The following is a 15343-nucleotide window of genomic DNA, read 5'->3' on the forward strand; positions in this document are numbered from 1 at the left end:
TTTCACCGAAATGCGGAATCTTCGCTAGTGATCCGGTCCGAGAACCGTCAGAACCGCGCCGGTCGCGGCGGCCGAGGTGGCTTGATGGGCGGCGTAGTCGGGAAGGAGCAGGTCCACCACGACTGCCCCTTCGGCATCCGGCGGTGCCATCCGAACCACTCGGGCACGAAAAGCCGACGTCGTGGGACTCGCCTCGGCTATGGAACTCGACGCCCCGGACAGCGCTGTGACTTCGACTGGTGTGTTGGGGATCAGTCCTGCTGAAGGGAACCGGCCGGGCTCCAAGCGCAGGCCGACGACGACTTGCCGGGGCCCCGGAACCGCCTGCGTCGTGAGGTCCCGTGGAGCGAGCAGCTCGCCGGCACGCAGATTCGTTGCGGCGACCTTGCCGGTGATCTCACCCAGGCGTGCTTGGGACACGGTGAACCGCGCCGCCTCGGGCGGAAGATCCACAGTCGCCAGGTCCGCCTGCGAGATGGGCTCGGCCCAGGCGAGGTCCCTGGTAAGCACCAGCACGGGCTCGCGGTCATGCGCTCCGGCCACGAGCGCGACAACGCCGGCCACCGACCCTGCGATCAACCCGGCCGACAGACCCAGCAGCCACCAACGCCTGCGCCGAGGGATCCTCGGACCACGGGAACGGTGACCGTTTCCCCGCTCATCAGATGAGGCCGTCAGCTCAGAAAGACCCGGATTAGACATAGACGTCTCCCCACAACGGAATTGAAAGCGAGATCAAAGAGAAAAAGAGAAATGAATCAAGAAACGCGGTTATTGAGCGCGGAGGGCTTGCGCTTCGGCGATCACGAGCTGGGTCTGGGCTCGGGAGGTCATCGGAGGCAGGACACCACCAGTCGGGGAACTTCCAGTCCAGCCGCGCCAGGTCACTTCCCAGGTAATGGACCACTGCGCCGATACCGGACCAGCAGAAGGCCGCTCGTAGACGACATTGCAGTCAGGCGACGGGGAATGCACGCCGAAGGACCTCTCATAAGGTGTCCCGGGTCCCGTGCAGGAGGCGGACGCGGTGCCATTACCCGGTTCCATCGTCAGCCGGACGGGCGTAGCGGTGACTTCGGCCCACACCGGTCCAGCCTCAACTCGCTGGCGTTGCGGGCGCCAGGTGCTGGGATCGGTCCAGAACCAGGTGAACTCGCCGACCATGGTCGCGGCCTGACCGTCCTGCAGGCGCAGGTCAGGAGAGTGCTGTGGCACTGGGAGCGGAAGCCGAAGCTGCTGGAGTGCTTGCTGGACGAGCACCGCGGGATCCGGTGGGCCGGCGGCGCCCGGTGGTGTTTCCCCGGGCTGGGGCTCGCCCGACGGGCACCGTCCTTCGTCTAGCGGGCCGAAGCACCACGACGACAGCGGGCCCGTACTCAGCATCAACGCAGGATCGTCTGAAGCAGGCGAGTCGCACATGATCGTGGGGCACAACGGGACCACCGCAGGACCAGAACCATGCAAGCCCCCCGAGGACCCGCCCGACGCTGAGGCCGACGAGGAATCCCCTGACGAGTCACCCGAGCTGCTGCCGGAGCTGTCTGGGCTGGTGGCTCCCATCTCGATCGAGGGAGAGGAGTACAAGCCACCGAAGTCGCCAGGAGTCACCTCGACCCCACCCTCCTGCGCTGAACCCAACGGACTGAAGCCCATGCACAGCAGCACGGCACCGCCGACGGCTAACGCCGGAACACGACGCGCAGGCATCAGCACTCACCGCCCGGGTACTCGATCTTCGCCACCCGCCAGCCACCCGACTCCCGGGACAGGGTCGCCGAGACGGCATTGCGGGCGGGGCCGACGTTGCGCGGCTGTCCCGTGGCGGCATCCGCCAACCCGGCCTGGCTACCGTCCTGGCAGTCGGTGATCACCGCGCGACCTCCCTCGATGCGTGTACCGGTGATCCGCGGGGTGACGGTGCCGTAGAGCCGAACACCCTGGGTCCGCTGCTGCCGGGCACGAGTGGCCACCTGCTCGGACAACTCAGCCGTCGCCACCGTCCGCAGCCGCTGGTCCCATCCCTGATCCGGCTCCGCACTCGACACCCACGACACCGACCAGAACTCGCGGTACACCCCTTCGATCGCAGCATTCTCCGAAGGCTGAGCCGGGGGAGCCGCGATCTCGTCAGCTGGCGGCGCCGCGGGTGGCGTCGACGAGCACGCACTCGCTACCGCGCCGGCAACACAGGCCGCGATCACCAGAACTTGTGAACTGAATCGGGACATCAGGACCTCTCCTCATGAATAGCTGACGATGGCGATCCAGCCGCCAAGAACAATGCTGGGACCAGCGGCGATGCGACTCTCCTCGCCACGTCGGCCCATCAACCACGCAACGGCCGCCACGGCACCGAGCATGACCAGCGACAGGAACAAGCCCCAGAGCACGGTGCGCCAGCCCAGCCAGCCCCAAAACGCCGCCAAGGCGCTCAGCAAAGTCACGTCACCGAAGCCGAGCCAGGCGGGCGCCGACGCGTAGATCCCAGCTCCCATCGCCAGGACAAGCAGCACCGCACCGAAACTTCGCAGCAACGGCGTGAGACCGCCGGATCCGCTGACCGTAAGACACGCGAAGACCACGACACCGCCCGCTGCCAGAGCAAGCACCCACGTCCGAGGCAGGCGATGACAGTGGAGATCGATCGCACTGAGGCCGACACCGATCACGCCCAACCACCACCACGCCGGCAATGCCGGATCTCCGCCGAAGAAGACACCGACACCAATCGAGACGACTGCACAGGTGACAACGAGGCCAGCGAGCGGAGCGGCCTTAAGCGCGGTCGGAACCCAGCGCCGCATTACCCACGCCGAGCCGACAGCCGCTCCAACTCCTAGCAATGCCCACAGTCCGGTCACCACGAGGACGCCACCGTGGGTCGTTATGGCTTCGACAGTCGCGCGGAGGATCTCCATGACAGTCTCCGGCTACGCAATCCAACGAACGAGCTGCAAGGGGGCCTGTTGCTTTAGCCGAGGCAGTGGAATCACCTGGGCCTGAGTCGCCTCGTAGGGTTCCAGGACGTTCTCGGCGAGCTGATCGAAGTCGACGGCATTTCGTGGGGCGCCGGAGGCGGCAAGCGCCTGCAGTACCTCGCGCCGGTCGCGCGCACTTACTCCACCCCAGATGCCCCATGAATGACCGTCGTCCGCTTCGAATTCCAGCGCCATCGCCAGGCATTGCGGCCGCAGCGGGCATCCCGAACACGCCTGCCGTGCCCGCGACCGTTGCCGCTCCACAGCACGCCCGCCACGAGCGTCGTCGTGAAACCAGTCGGCCGAGAACGGCTGCCGCACGCACTTGCCCTCAGCGAACACTTCCGGATACCGCTTGACCGGATCTTTCATGACAGTGCCCCCTCGTCAAGAAATGATGTTGAATCAGATTTATTGATCTCCAGCTGGAGGTCTCGAACAAATCGAGCGAATTTTGATCTTTTCTAGCTCGATGAGAATTACGCTACTACGAATCGGTGCTCCGTCAATCGATACGCAGGTATCGCTAGCGAGGATTGCTCTGCGGTGTCATGCTGGTCTCGCAACGCTGACCTGGGGAGCTGTGATGCCGAAAGAGTCAGGGCCAACGCCGTCAACAACACCGCCTAAAACTGTGGGCGAGCGGCTCAACCGCTTGTTCGACGTCCAACGCCCTCAAGGCTCACCCGATCGAGTGTTCACGAATCGCGAGGTCGTGAATGCGTGTAAGGAAGCCGGGCGCGAATTGTCCGAGTCGCACTTGTCGGAGCTTCGCCGCGGCGTGAAAACGAACCCGACACTTCGAACACTTGAAGCCATTGCCTGGTTCTTTGATGTCCGAACTGGCTACTTCACCGACCCGGCGGTAGCTGCCGAGGTCGAAGCCGAGCTCGTCGGCCGCGAGCAGGAGCTGTACGCCAAACTGGATGCTGAGCGAGCAGCGCAACAGGAACTCCGAACCGCCTCCGAGGAGCTTCAGCGCGCGATGCGCGAGTCCGGAGTCGCCAAGGTCGGCCACCGCGGCGCCACGAACGTCACCGCGGCACGCGAACGGGCGCGGATGATGCGAGCTCTCGCCGAGGCGTTGCGCTCGGACGACGAGTCGGAGGAAGTCGATGACTAGCGCCGAGAGCGTCGGCTCAGTCACCGACCGCCTGAACTGGCTTTTCGACGTCGTAACGGTTCTCGACCCGGATACCGGACGCCGCCCGTACACCGATGCTGAGGTAGGAGAAGGCGTCGGGGCCAGCCAGATCAAGATCGCCTTGCACCGGCACGGCGAACCCGCGACACCGGATCTGCTCAGCGCCATAGCGAAATTCTTCGGGACCGACCCGGCGTTCTTCGGCTCCGACCCGTCAGCTGTGGCCCGTGCCTACGAACGGGTCGTCCAAAGTGCCTTGCGCGACTGCGGCCTCGACGAACACCGCCTGTGCCGAGTCTTCAGCCCATTGCCGGAACCACGGTGGGATCAGCTCAGGCGAGTCCTCGTTGGACTCCGAGCCCCGTCGTCCTTCGGCGAGGACATGCCGCAGGCTGCGCCGGAGGCCAGGACCCGGCTTCGGATCTGGAGTTCAACGCTCACCGGACCGATGAGCGCGGCTCAACTCGAAGACCTCTGCAGAGACGTGCTGGTCGCGCTGAATACCCGCCCGCCCTGGGAACCAATCGACCTGTGTCAGCGCCTGAGTGCGTACCGAGGCCGGCGCATCAAGGTGAAGGGAGTCGATCTCGGCGCGACCACGTCGATCGGTCACCTGGTCCAGCAAAGCCGAGTTGACTCGATCTTCTACGAACGAACAGCTCCTGCGCCACAGCGCGACCTCGTGATCGCACACGAGCTCATTCACCTGCTTCGCCGGCACTTGGACTTTGGTGACGCACTGACCTGCGGCGCTGACCTCGCCACGGACAATGCCTACTCGGACTGGCGGGAGTGGGAAGCTGAAGTTGGCGCACGAATTCTGGCCGGTTTGGCGCGGGAAAGACCACGCCCCAACGGCTTGCGACCAGGCGTTTCAGCGGAAGAGCGCGGTATCGCAGGCGCGTTCGGTTTCGTCGATCAGGAGTGATCATGGATTTCGAGATGGCGGTGCGCCTGTTCAAAGCGGTCGTGATCCTGGCAGTGACGGTCTGGGAGACCGTCCAGCTCACACGGCGACGGCAGGACCTGGCCCTGCGCGTACTTGTAGTGGGGCTGGGGTTCCTGTCGTTCACGGCTACGTTCGGAATCCAAACTCCCATCCTGGAACCGATCGAAGACTTCTTCGGCCCAGCCTGGGGCGTCATCATCAACGGCTGTTGGATGGTGATGGCCTACTCCTGGGCTACGTTCTTCCTGCTTGCAGACCCACTTAGGTCACTGTCGTCTCGAGTCCGTAGGGCACGGATTGAGCTGGTGGTACTGGTCCTCGCGCTGTTCGTCATGGCCATCGTCTTGCTGGTGTGGCCGGAGCAGCAAGGTCGAGGCCAATACACGTGGCAACGCACAGCGTTCTACCTGTCCTGCGACGGTTACTCCCTCAGTGCGTGGATTCTGGGAATCTGCCGAGCGGGTGCCTACCTCGCGCGCCTGAAACATCGACTCGCGCGAGCCGCATTCGCCCTCGTGATTGTCGGAAGCGCAGGCATGACCTTCGGCGTCAATGTAATCTCACTCATCCGCTACGGGATCAGGCTCCTGATCACACCGCACGCCCAGGTCGGCTTCATGAGCACCCTGTACTCCATCGGACAACTCGGCGGCCAGGTTTTGCTGGCCTTGGGCCTGGCCCTCGCACCACTGGCCGGCGCGGCTGTCGCAGCACGAGCGCGATACGAAACCGCCCGCAGAACCCGTTACACACAACAACTGGCGCCCTTGTGGCGCACCCTGACCTCCGAGTTCCCGCATATCGCGCTCGCCCACCACGGCAACGAGAGAAGCTCCGGGAGACCCGACGACGACTTTGAGCGGACCACGGCGGAAATCACCGACGGCCTGGCCGAGCTCGCACGAGACTGTCCACACCCTGCTGGAGACCCACGCAAGCCACAGAACGCGGCGGACGCGATCGAAGCCGGACTGCACAGACGTATGGCTATCCGCGAGGCCCGTTGGGGACACGAGACTCCAAGCCCAACCGAGCTTCCCTACCCCGTCATCGAGCCCGACTTCGAAGGAAACTGGAGCCACCGGGCTCGTTGGATGGTCCAGCTCAGCAGGGAACTCGCGACACGCGGGATGGTCAGAAAGGAACTCAATGACGCCGTCAAAGACTGACCTCCGACTCTCGGTCCTTGACACCGTGCCGATCCCAGAAGGCTCCACCGCTCGCGCGGCCCTGTACAACACGGTTGACCTGGCGCGTTCCGCGGATGCGTCTGGTTATCACCGATACTGGGTGCCTGAACACCACAGCATGCGCGGTGTCGCGAGCTCCGCTCCGGCTGTGCTGGTATCCCGCCTTGCTGACGCCACAGACAGGATTCGTGTAGGGAGCGGCGGCGTCTTGCTGCCCAACCACGCGCCTCTCGTCGTCGCCGAGCAGTTCGGAACGCTGGAAGCCTTCTACCCCGGTCGAATCGACTTGGGCATCGGCCGGGCATCCGGTGGCCCACCGCACGCAACCCCAGCCATACGTGGTCCAGGCCCGTATCAGGGAGACTTTGCCGAACAGCTAGGTGAACTCCTGAGCTACTTCGATGAACCTGATCCGGGACCGCGAACTGTGCGAGCGGTGCCTGCCATCGGAAATCGCCCAGAGCCTTGGCTTCTGGGAACAACGCCATTTAGCGCCCGGCTTGCTGGCGAGGTGGGACTTCCCTATGCCTTCGCACACCACCTCAACCCGGATGGTATTGAAGCCCTTGAGATATACCGTGATTCGTTCCAGCCATCGGAAACAACGCGAGTCCCGAAGGTCATCGTCAGCGTCTCGCTCATCACTGCGGATACGGATGCGAATGCGGAATGGCTGGCGGGGTCTATCCGGCTGAAGGTGTTGAGTCGGATGAAGGGGAAAAGGATCCGCATGCCCTCCCCGGAAGACGCGGCCAGCGTGCACTACACCCGTGATGATCGCGATGCTATCGGCCGCGCGACCTCCGAACTGATCGTTGGGGCACCGGCCACGGTGAGGCACAAGCTTGAACCCCTCATCGCTGCGACCGCAACAACGGAGCTCATGGTGAAGACGCTGGCCTTCGACCACGCGGACCGCCGCCGTTCGTATGAGCTGTTGGCTGAAAGCAGCCGCCAGGTTTCGTTGGTGAAATAACAGATCGGTACGACCGTAGAAGGATGACGATCGTGTCGCGTCCGGCGGCGCCTACCTCGTTCGCTCGTGCCGGGCGTCGTCCCTGCATCTCCGCTGTTTTTGCAGCGTGGCGGCAGGCTTCTGGTTGACCAAATCACTTTCGACCGCTGCAGCTACCCATCGGCACTGACCCGTCAACGCAGTATCTCCGGCGACCTCCAATACTACGACGGCGTTGGTTCCAACGGGTGATCATGTAACTCGCAACAGCGCTGGTGATCCTGCGGATTGACCTGTGAACCTCCCTGTTTGCTCCCCCTGAGGCGTTGCCGCGGACCGGGGTTAGGACGTGTACTCGATCACCGATCCTGACCTCTGGTCGGGCGGCTGGGGAACGTTTCGAGTTGTTGACCGTGTCTCGGGCTGGGGAGCAACGAATGACTGATGCCCTCACTGACCGTGCGATCCGCGACCGATGTAGTGCTCTGCGGAAGCTGCGTATTGGAGAGTGCCTGCTTGACCTGGAGCGCTTTAACGAGGCCGAGGACATGTTGGTCAGCGCGGCGGGAAAGCTCGACGCGTTGCGGGACGAAGAAGGCCAAGCGCGAGTCCTCACCGTGCTGGCCGACGCACGGTTGACGGCCGGCGATGCCGCTACGGCCTTCGATGAACTTGAGCGGGCGTTGGCGGTTATGCGCAGATCAGGATCTCGCAGGTATATAGCTGACGTCTTGCGGCAGGTCGGCCGCGCGGCGCGCGATCTCGGCCGTCGTGACACGGCAAAGCTCTACTGGACCGAAGCCCACGAGCTGCTCACCGCGCTCAACGCACGCAGCGAAGCACATGCTGTCGCGGAGGCACTGGCTGTCTTGTAGTACGCCGAGTAGAGGGCAGCATCGGTGTCAATAGAAAGAGGGGCTGGCAGTGCGGGATTTTTTCTCGCGGCATGAAGCGGCGACGTGGCCGGAACCGGAACGGCTCCACGTTTACCTGCGTGCCACGGATGAGCTGCGCACCGTCGTGGATCGATATCACGAGGCGCTGCGACGGACCGGAATCGCTGCTGAGCATCAGCTCGGCTTACAGAAACTCGAGTTTGTGCACTTCACGGTGCAGATGCTCAGCGTGTGCCGACGAGAAGTTCCGCAGCCCGTGCTGGACGTGCTCATCACACGGCTGCGATCTGCCCTTACCGGTGTGGGACCGTTTTCTCTACGGGTGGGCCCGCCTCAAGCGTCAGTGCATGCTGTGGAGCTGTGGGTCGATCCTGTGACAGACCCAGCCTGGGAAAGGCTGGTTGGCGTGGTCCGTTCCGGCATAGCCGAGGTGCTGGGGGAGGGTGCGATGCCGCCCGTCGCCTCGAACGGGCGGCCACACACGAGCCTGGGGTATGGCTACGGCGATGGCGACAGCGGCGTGCTCACGGCGGCGTTGAAGGACGTGACGCCGCGCCCCGCACTGGTGGACGTGCCGGTCAGAGAGCTTGAGCTGGTCGCGGTCACACAGCACCCGCGCCGAGGCCAATTCACCTGGGACACGGTGGCGGTCCTACCGGTTGGGAGCGGCACGTGGCCGGATGGCTAGCCGGGGCGTGATCCGGTGCCGGCGTGCGGTGAGGGGTGGGGAAGTGGGGTTGTCGCTGTGTCCAGAGTTGGGAGCCCGGTTACCATGCGCGGCGTGATCGACCGATGGGACCAGGCGCTGGAGTACGGCACCGTCTTGGCTGACCGTGTCTTTGACTTGTCGCAGTCAGAGTCCTGGGACAACCGTGCCACCGCCGGTGTGACCGCGATGGCCACCTTCGCGCTGGCGCAACGGCACGAGGTCGTGCCGCACGCGGTCGGTTTGGACCGGTTGATCTGCCCGCTGATGCACCACACCCGCTATATGGGGTTGGTGCACTCTACTCTCCCTGATAACCACCTCTTTGGCGGTCGTGAGTCCGATGATCCCGTCGCGGCAATGTGGGCGTGGCTGACGCGGAGATGGCCTACCGACGTTCTTCGCTTTCCCGTGGGCACCGGCGTGGAGTACCCGCCGCGGTATTCGATCGCCGGACGCTGTACGCCAAGACCGGCTACGGAGATCTATCTTCTCTGGGCCGCGAACGCCGTGGACCAAGCGCTGCGGGCCGAACGAGGCGCCCTGAGTCACGAGGTCAGGTCTGTCCATGTCACCGGCGGGCCGCACACGGGTAGAACGGGCCGACTGGAAAATCCCGTCTGGCAGATCACAGCGGACCTGCAGCGTGTCGTGCCAGGCCCTCCGTCGGCGTACGTGGTGACACTGGAAGACCTGTCCACCGGCCAGCCCGAACCGATCGGATCCCGGATCAAGGAGGTTCCGGCGGACTACCTCGCGCCGATGTAGACCGGGAACAGCCTGCACGAGGTCCCGCCGAAACATCTCCAGCCTGGTGCCTGCCGCGGCGCGTTGGGATGTGACGACGTGCGACGGACGAGATTGTCAGTGCGGTGCGAGACGATAGCCACTGTCACCAAAGAGAAATCAACCCGCACGGCAAGACCGGTAACCATGGCGCCTGCCGTGCGCTAGACCAAACGTGTTGGCACGACGTCGAGTGATGGTCTGAAATCCAGGGTTGGCGAATCCGCAAGGCAAGCGGGGTCAACGGACCGTGCCCGGCGAGCGTGATGGTAGCGACGCTGATTTCGGCACGGGCGCAGGAATGTCAGTGCAGCCGAACGAGCCTCGGGCCGGTTTGGCCGTAGCAGGTTTCAGGGTGTGGGGACGAGCGGAGACGGAGTCACATGCTGGGGAAGGACAACGGACACCGAGAGAGTGCGCCCTCGTCTGATGGCGCTTTGATCGGTGTTGAGGACTTGGAGCCGCCACGGTGGGCGGATGTGGATCAGAAGGTCGCCGGCGCCAACCTGTGGCAGACCGTGCGGGAGTTGCCGACGGCGGCCAGGCTGGTGATCGGCATGGCCTTCGAAGCGGCACCCGGCCGGACATTGCTGGCAGGCGTGGTCCAATTGGCGTCGGGCTGTGCGTCGGCTTTCGGCCTGTTCGCCACGGCTGGAGTTTTGACTCAGCTGTTGACCGCCGGCCCCACGCCGGAACGGGTCGTGGCCTCCTTGCCCGCGATTGTCGCGGTGGTGGTGGCCTTTGCGCTGCGTGGTCTGCTCGAAAGTGCGGTGTCCGCCGTGCAGGGAGTGCTGATGCCGCTGGTCCGTCGCGCCGCCCAGGATCGGCTCAACGCGGCCGTCGCCGAAGTCGAACTGCTGGCCTGGGACGACCCTGATTTCCAGGAGCTGGCGCGCCAAGGCGGTTATCAAGGCGTCCAGGCGGTCGAATCCAGCGTACGCAGCATCGCCCAAATCTCATCCGCACTGGTCTCGCTAGCTGCCGCGCTGACCACCGCTGCAGTACTCAACCCGTGGCTTCTGCCAGTGCTGCTGGTGCCAACCGCCGCCGAGGCGTGGGCGTCCATGCGCGCGGCAAAGCAGGGCTACATCAGCTTCCTGAGTCTAGTGACCCGGCGCATGCGACTGAGCGTCGTGGAAAACCTCCTCGTCGCACGGGACGTGGGTACCGAGCGAACTGCGCTCACCCTCCAAGAACCTCTGCTGAGCGAACACCGCCGCATCGCCGATCAGGTCACCACTGAAGCGATCCGCGCCGAACACCGCCAAACTTGGACACGACTGATCGGCCGTGCCCTCGCCGGTGTCGGCACCGGCTTGGCCTACTGCGTACTCGGCGTACTTCTCTACACCGCCGCGATGCCCCTGGCCATCGCCGGAGCCGCTGTCATCGCGATGCGTGCCGCGTCGAGCGCGCTGTCGACGACCATGATCTCGATTAACCGACTCTACGAACACTCCTTCTACCTCAGGTTCTACACCCAGTTGCTCGGCGAATCGGCTAACCGCCGCAGGCCCGCCACGGGACGCAAAGCCCCGGACAACCCCCACACGATCCGTCTCGAGAACGTGTCGTTCACCTATCCAGGCGCGGATGCCCCGGCACTGACTGGAATCGACATGACGCTCCGCCGGGGCGAGATCGTGGCGGTCGTCGGACCGAACGGATGCGGCAAAACCACTCTTGGAAAGCTCATCACCGGGTTGGTTCCGCCCACCGAAGGAACAGTGCTGTGGGACGAGGTCGATCTGACCAGTGTGGATGCAACGAGCGTTTACAGCCAAGTGGCGTTGATCGATCAGAATCCCGCACGCTGGCCTATGACCGCGGACACCAACATCCGCATCGGGAATCTCGCTTCGGCCGATCCGTACGGCATCGTCTGGGACACCGCGTTACGCGAGTCCGGTGCTGACGAGGTCCGCGACAAGCTCCCCCACGGCCCGGACACCGTCCTGTCCCGGCAGTTCCGGAGGGGCCACGAGCTTTCCGGTGGCTCGTGGCAGCGGCTCAGCGTCGCGCGAGGGATCTACCGGGATCACGCGGCGGTGTTGATCGCAGATGAACCCACCGCTGCCCTCGACGCGAAAGCCGAAGCACGTGTGTTCGCCGGCCTGCAACGCGCGACCAAGAACGGGCAAGAAGACGACCAGCATCGGACAACGGTCTTGGTAACCCACCGGCTGGCCAACATCCGCCACGCACATCGGATCGTCGTCATGGACCAGGGCCGGGTCACCGAATCCGGCACCCACGAGGAACTGATGGCCGCCGATGGCCTATACCAGGAATTGTTCGAGATTCAGGCCAAGCCCTATGCCACTGAGCCAGGCGAGACCGCATGGAAGACGGTGCAGGTTCTGGACTGACCATCAACACTGATCGGGGAAGAAGCGTGGTGGGTGACGGGGCTCAGGAATAACCACTCGTACGGTGCTGTGTAAGAGCGCTCCTGATAGATGATCAGGACCGACTGGCGTCGACGGACTTGAAACCAGAGGAGCTCAAGATCTTCTCCTCACGAACCGTGCGGTGCTACATCACCAGCCACCCGACCAGCAAAGAGTGGAAACGCTAGAGTGCGTGCCGTGACGTGGGATCAGCAGCACCTGGCGGGATGGCTCGCACTGGTATTGCAGGGTGAAGACGGGCCGCTGACAATGTCCTCGCACGTCAGCTACCGCCTCACGGACGCTGGTGAAGTCATAATCTCCTGGCGAGGCCAACTGTCCGCGACGTTGGCGGCCGACACACTAGTCCGGTCGACCGAACGCGCCGTGGTCCATTCCGCCGACGCGGGCTCTGCCCAGCTCGTCATCGATGACCTCCGCGTGAGCCTTCGAGCGTTACCACCCGCACGGGAGTGGGACGGAGGGCACCAGACTTTGCTCGGTCGCGGTGTCGTTCGCGAGAGCGTGATTTGGACGCTGGCCCCGGAGTCCTCCGGAACCGGCGCTAGCGTGCACGTGCGTATTCCTCCGGACCACTCCTCCTGGAGCGAACTTAGCCACTTGGTTGTGTTGGATGAGGAATCTGTCGCCGCGGGCGCCCATTTTGATCGTCGGGCGTGGCGCCGATGGAACTCGGTCGCCGACGTGCGGATCAAAATCAACGAGACGTGGAGCCACGCTCAAGCCGATCAATGGCTCGCGCACCAGGTTGAGAACCAGCGTCCCGCACCTGTTACCGCGGTCGTGCTGGGTGAACAGTGCCTGATACGTCTCAACGCCGGCTACCGCATCGTCGTGACCGCTCGCGGAAGTACACAACACTATGGTTGGAGTATGGTGCCCGGCGCCGTCCACGCCGCCATGGCACATCCACTGTGCGACCAAGGCCCTCCTTCGCTGATCAAACTTCGAAGCCTCGGTGATGCGGGACCCGAGTTCCAGTACGAGATCGAGGCCGAGCCAGCGCGACCGGACATCTGGCCAGATCGTGTTTAGACGACAAGCGCGAGACCCGGGCATCGGGTTGCGAACCATGCCACCTTCGAACGGGCCGCCATCACAGCGCTGAACAGTGCCAATGCCGTCAGATTACTTGATCTCGACGGGTTCAAACCAATCAACGGCACCCACGGCTATCGGAGCGAGGGCTTTGGGACCCTCGCTGCGGATGAGGTTGACTTCCTGGCGGTGGAACTGGCCGGCGCCGGGCGAGGCGCAGCGTTCTGGCGGATGGAGAAACGAGAGGAGTCCACAGTGCCGGTGAGGGCGGTGGTGTGTGATGTCGGTGAGACCCTCGTCGACGACACCCGGTTCTGGCGCAGGTGGGCGAGGTGGTTCGACATCCCGGAACACACCATGTCCGCACTGGTCGGCGCGATGCTCGGACAGGGGCGCGACAATGCCGAGGCTTTCACCTACGTGCGGGGGCAGGCGATCGACCTGGCCGCCGAGCGTCAACGTCGCGAACACGCGGGCATGGGGGAGTACCTGGACGAGGATGATCTGTACCCCGACGTCCGTGATGCCCTGTCTCAGCTCCGTGACGCCGGGATCTGGATCGGTATCGCTGGCAATCAGACGCGTCGGGCGGGGGAGCTTGTCCGTGCGCTGAACTTGCCCGTCGATGCGATCGCCACGTCGGAGGAATGGGGCGTCACGAAACCCGACCTCGGGTTTTTTGAGCGGATCGTCGCGACAGCACCTTGCGAGGCTGGGGAGATCGTCTACGTCGGTGACCACCCCGATCACGACATTCGACCTGCTGCACGCGCTGGCCTGCGCACCGCGCACGTGCGACGCGGCCCGCTGGGCTATCTCTACGCTGACGCTGCCGAGACCCTCGCTCACGCTGACTGGCGGGTGGATTCACTCACCGCGCTGGCCGACATCCTCGCGCCCGCCAGGTAGCGACGGGGCGGGGACAGCCAATCGCAGAGTTCGGGCGAAGCGCCGCACCTCCTCGGTCATGCCCGGCTCATTTCCGGCGATCGCCGCCAGCAACCGGGGAATCCCGGGGTCGGCCCGGATGTGTTCGGGCGCGATTCGACATGCCTGTTCCAGTGCGTTCAGCGCGGATTCGGGACGTCCCAGCGCGGTCTGGGCTCGTGCGAGGTCGACGTAGAAATGGGATCGCCGTTCCGCGGGCACGTGTTCTCCGGGCTGCCAGCCCGCGGCCGAGGCCAGCGCCGAGGCGGGCTCGCTGAGATCCAGAGCGAGGGTGATTTCGTGAATCCGGACGGTGTCGGGGCCGAACGCGGTCCCGAGAAACACGCCGTCCTCACCGACGTAGCGCGCGGCCTCCCGTGCCTCGCCGAGGTGATCCTCGATCTGGTCGCGTCGCCCGTGCCCGCGCGCCGCCAGGACGGCCGCGCGCATGTGCAGCGCGCCGTAGCATGCCATCGTCTCCGCGGAGGCACCGGCGTTTAACTGTGCCGCGGCACGCGTGAGTTCCCGCCGTCCTTTCGCGTGCTCTCCGTGCACGAAGAACGTTTGTGCACGTACGTAATCTCCGACCGCGATCGCCAGCGGATCCTCAGCCTGATTCGCGGCCTGGCGCATTACCGCGATAATCGCACTACTTAAGGACACCCAGCCGTTCTTGTCCGCGACCGCGTCCGCCGCGCGCCACGCTTGCACTAGCCAACGCCACATGTGCTGTTGATCCTCCGCGCCGCGTGCTTGCCCGACTGCCCGCGTCAGTTCCGGCATGAGGTTGGGCAGCAGCGAGGCGACCAGCTGGTACTTCGAATTCACCCGGGCGTGCACCACACGCCGAACGTCGTGTTCCAGTTCCGGAAGCGGACGCACGGGGCCGTCGTCGGGAATGTCGTGGAAATCCACGAGTCGTCGAAGCCACGCCGACGGGTCAGCCTGACTTTTGGAATAATCCGTCAAGCCGAGTGCTTGTTTGGCTGCGGTGCGTTGCTCCAATAGGGGGACATCGAGAGTTCCGTTGAGGATTCGGCGCAGTTCCTGCTCGCTGATTTCCAGTGCCTCGGCGAGCCGCGGCCACCATTTCCCGCGCGGCCGTGCTTCCCCGGTCTCCCAGCGGTGCACTGTCCACTTTGAGGCCCCACCGACACGCTGGCCGAGTTCACTCAGGGATAGACCTGCGTTCTCGCGTAAGACTCGCAGCTCATCGCGTCTGGCCAAGACCCCTCCCGCTTTCTCCTGTTTGCCCGAGCATCGTTCGACAGCTTGGGCACGCTGTCATTCCTGCGGAGGCCTGTCTATCAGCTGGCCACACATCACAATCAGGATAACGACAACGAAGTGCCAACGAAGTGCC

Annotated in this window: 15 protein-coding genes; 10 read left to right on the top strand and 5 right to left on the bottom strand. The window is 64.4% G+C overall.

The genetic code is table 11. The features are described from left to right. Nucleotides 1-24: 24 nt before the first annotated feature. From KBO27_RS03960 to KBO27_RS03975, 4 genes are all read right to left on the bottom strand, one after another. Nucleotides 25-564: an SAF domain-containing protein gene (locus KBO27_RS03960; protein WP_210968548.1), complete on the bottom strand. Its 540-nt coding sequence runs from the start codon at nt 562-564 to the stop codon at nt 25-27. Between the two features lie 1142 nt (nt 565-1706). Further along, nucleotides 1707-2075, bottom strand: coding sequence for a hypothetical protein (locus tag KBO27_RS03965; RefSeq protein ID WP_210968549.1), 369 nt, complete (start codon nt 2073-2075; stop codon nt 1707-1709). 165 nt (nt 2076-2240) lie between these two features. Beyond that, on the bottom strand, nt 2241-2918 hold the full coding sequence (locus KBO27_RS03970; protein ID WP_210968550.1) for an A24 family peptidase: 678 nt from the start codon (nt 2916-2918) through the stop codon (nt 2241-2243). A gap of 12 nt (nt 2919-2930) precedes the next feature. Continuing rightward, nucleotides 2931-3350: a WhiB family transcriptional regulator gene (locus KBO27_RS03975; RefSeq protein ID WP_210968551.1), complete on the bottom strand. Its 420-nt coding sequence runs from the start codon at nt 3348-3350 to the stop codon at nt 2931-2933. Between the two features lie 214 nt (nt 3351-3564). On the opposite strand from KBO27_RS03975, the gene KBO27_RS03980 reads away from it, so the two are divergent. From KBO27_RS03980 to KBO27_RS04025, 10 genes are all read left to right on the top strand, one after another. Next, entirely contained in the window at nt 3565-4101 is a 537-nt protein-coding gene (locus KBO27_RS03980) for a hypothetical protein (RefSeq protein WP_210968552.1), read from the top strand. Then, nucleotides 4094-5050, top strand: coding sequence for a hypothetical protein (locus KBO27_RS03985; protein ID WP_210968553.1), 957 nt, complete (start codon nt 4094-4096; stop codon nt 5048-5050). Before KBO27_RS03980 ends, KBO27_RS03985 begins: the two co-directional genes overlap by 8 nt. Before the next feature lie 2 nt (nt 5051-5052). Then, nucleotides 5053-6240 carry an MAB_1171c family putative transporter gene (locus KBO27_RS03990; protein ID WP_210968554.1) on the top strand — a complete coding sequence of 396 codons (1188 nt, stop codon included), beginning with the start codon at nt 5053-5055 and terminating at the stop codon, nt 6238-6240. Next, the gene (locus KBO27_RS03995; protein ID WP_210968555.1) at nt 6221-7237 is read left to right on the top strand and encodes an LLM class flavin-dependent oxidoreductase; all 1017 of its coding nucleotides are present in this window, start codon (nt 6221-6223) and stop codon (nt 7235-7237) included. Before KBO27_RS03990 ends, KBO27_RS03995 begins: the two co-directional genes overlap by 20 nt. 416 nt (nt 7238-7653) lie before the next feature. Further along, a complete protein-coding gene (locus KBO27_RS04000; RefSeq protein ID WP_210968556.1) occupies nt 7654-8091 on the top strand; it encodes a hypothetical protein in 438 nt (145 codons plus the stop codon). A gap of 49 nt (nt 8092-8140) precedes the next feature. Beyond that, nucleotides 8141-8800, top strand: coding sequence for a hypothetical protein (locus KBO27_RS04005; protein WP_210968557.1), 660 nt, complete (start codon nt 8141-8143; stop codon nt 8798-8800). Between the two features lie 84 nt (nt 8801-8884). Further along, nucleotides 8885-9586: a hypothetical protein gene (locus KBO27_RS04010; protein WP_210968558.1), complete on the top strand. Its 702-nt coding sequence runs from the start codon at nt 8885-8887 to the stop codon at nt 9584-9586. 497 nt (nt 9587-10083) lie between these two features. Continuing rightward, nucleotides 10084-11973: an ABC transporter ATP-binding protein gene (locus KBO27_RS04015; RefSeq protein ID WP_307870222.1), complete on the top strand. Its 1890-nt coding sequence runs from the start codon at nt 10084-10086 to the stop codon at nt 11971-11973. Between the two features lie 219 nt (nt 11974-12192). Next, nucleotides 12193-13050 carry a hypothetical protein gene (locus tag KBO27_RS04020; RefSeq protein ID WP_210968560.1) on the top strand — a complete coding sequence of 286 codons (858 nt, stop codon included), beginning with the start codon at nt 12193-12195 and terminating at the stop codon, nt 13048-13050. Nucleotides 13051-13242: 192 nt separating this feature from the next. Beyond that, a complete protein-coding gene (locus KBO27_RS04025; RefSeq protein WP_307870223.1) occupies nt 13243-13962 on the top strand; it encodes an HAD family hydrolase in 720 nt (239 codons plus the stop codon). On the opposite strand, the gene KBO27_RS04030 is transcribed toward KBO27_RS04025, so the two are convergent. Continuing rightward, nucleotides 13921-15207 (bottom strand): helix-turn-helix domain-containing protein, encoded by a 1287-nt coding sequence (locus KBO27_RS04030; RefSeq protein ID WP_210968561.1) that lies wholly within the window; start codon nt 15205-15207, stop codon nt 13921-13923. The genes KBO27_RS04025 and KBO27_RS04030 overlap by 42 nt on opposite strands. Nucleotides 15208-15343 lie beyond the last annotated feature (136 nt).

It is taken from the genome of Saccharopolyspora endophytica (assembly GCF_018070075.1).
GTDB lineage: Bacteria > Actinomycetota > Actinomycetes > Mycobacteriales > Pseudonocardiaceae > Saccharopolyspora > Saccharopolyspora endophytica.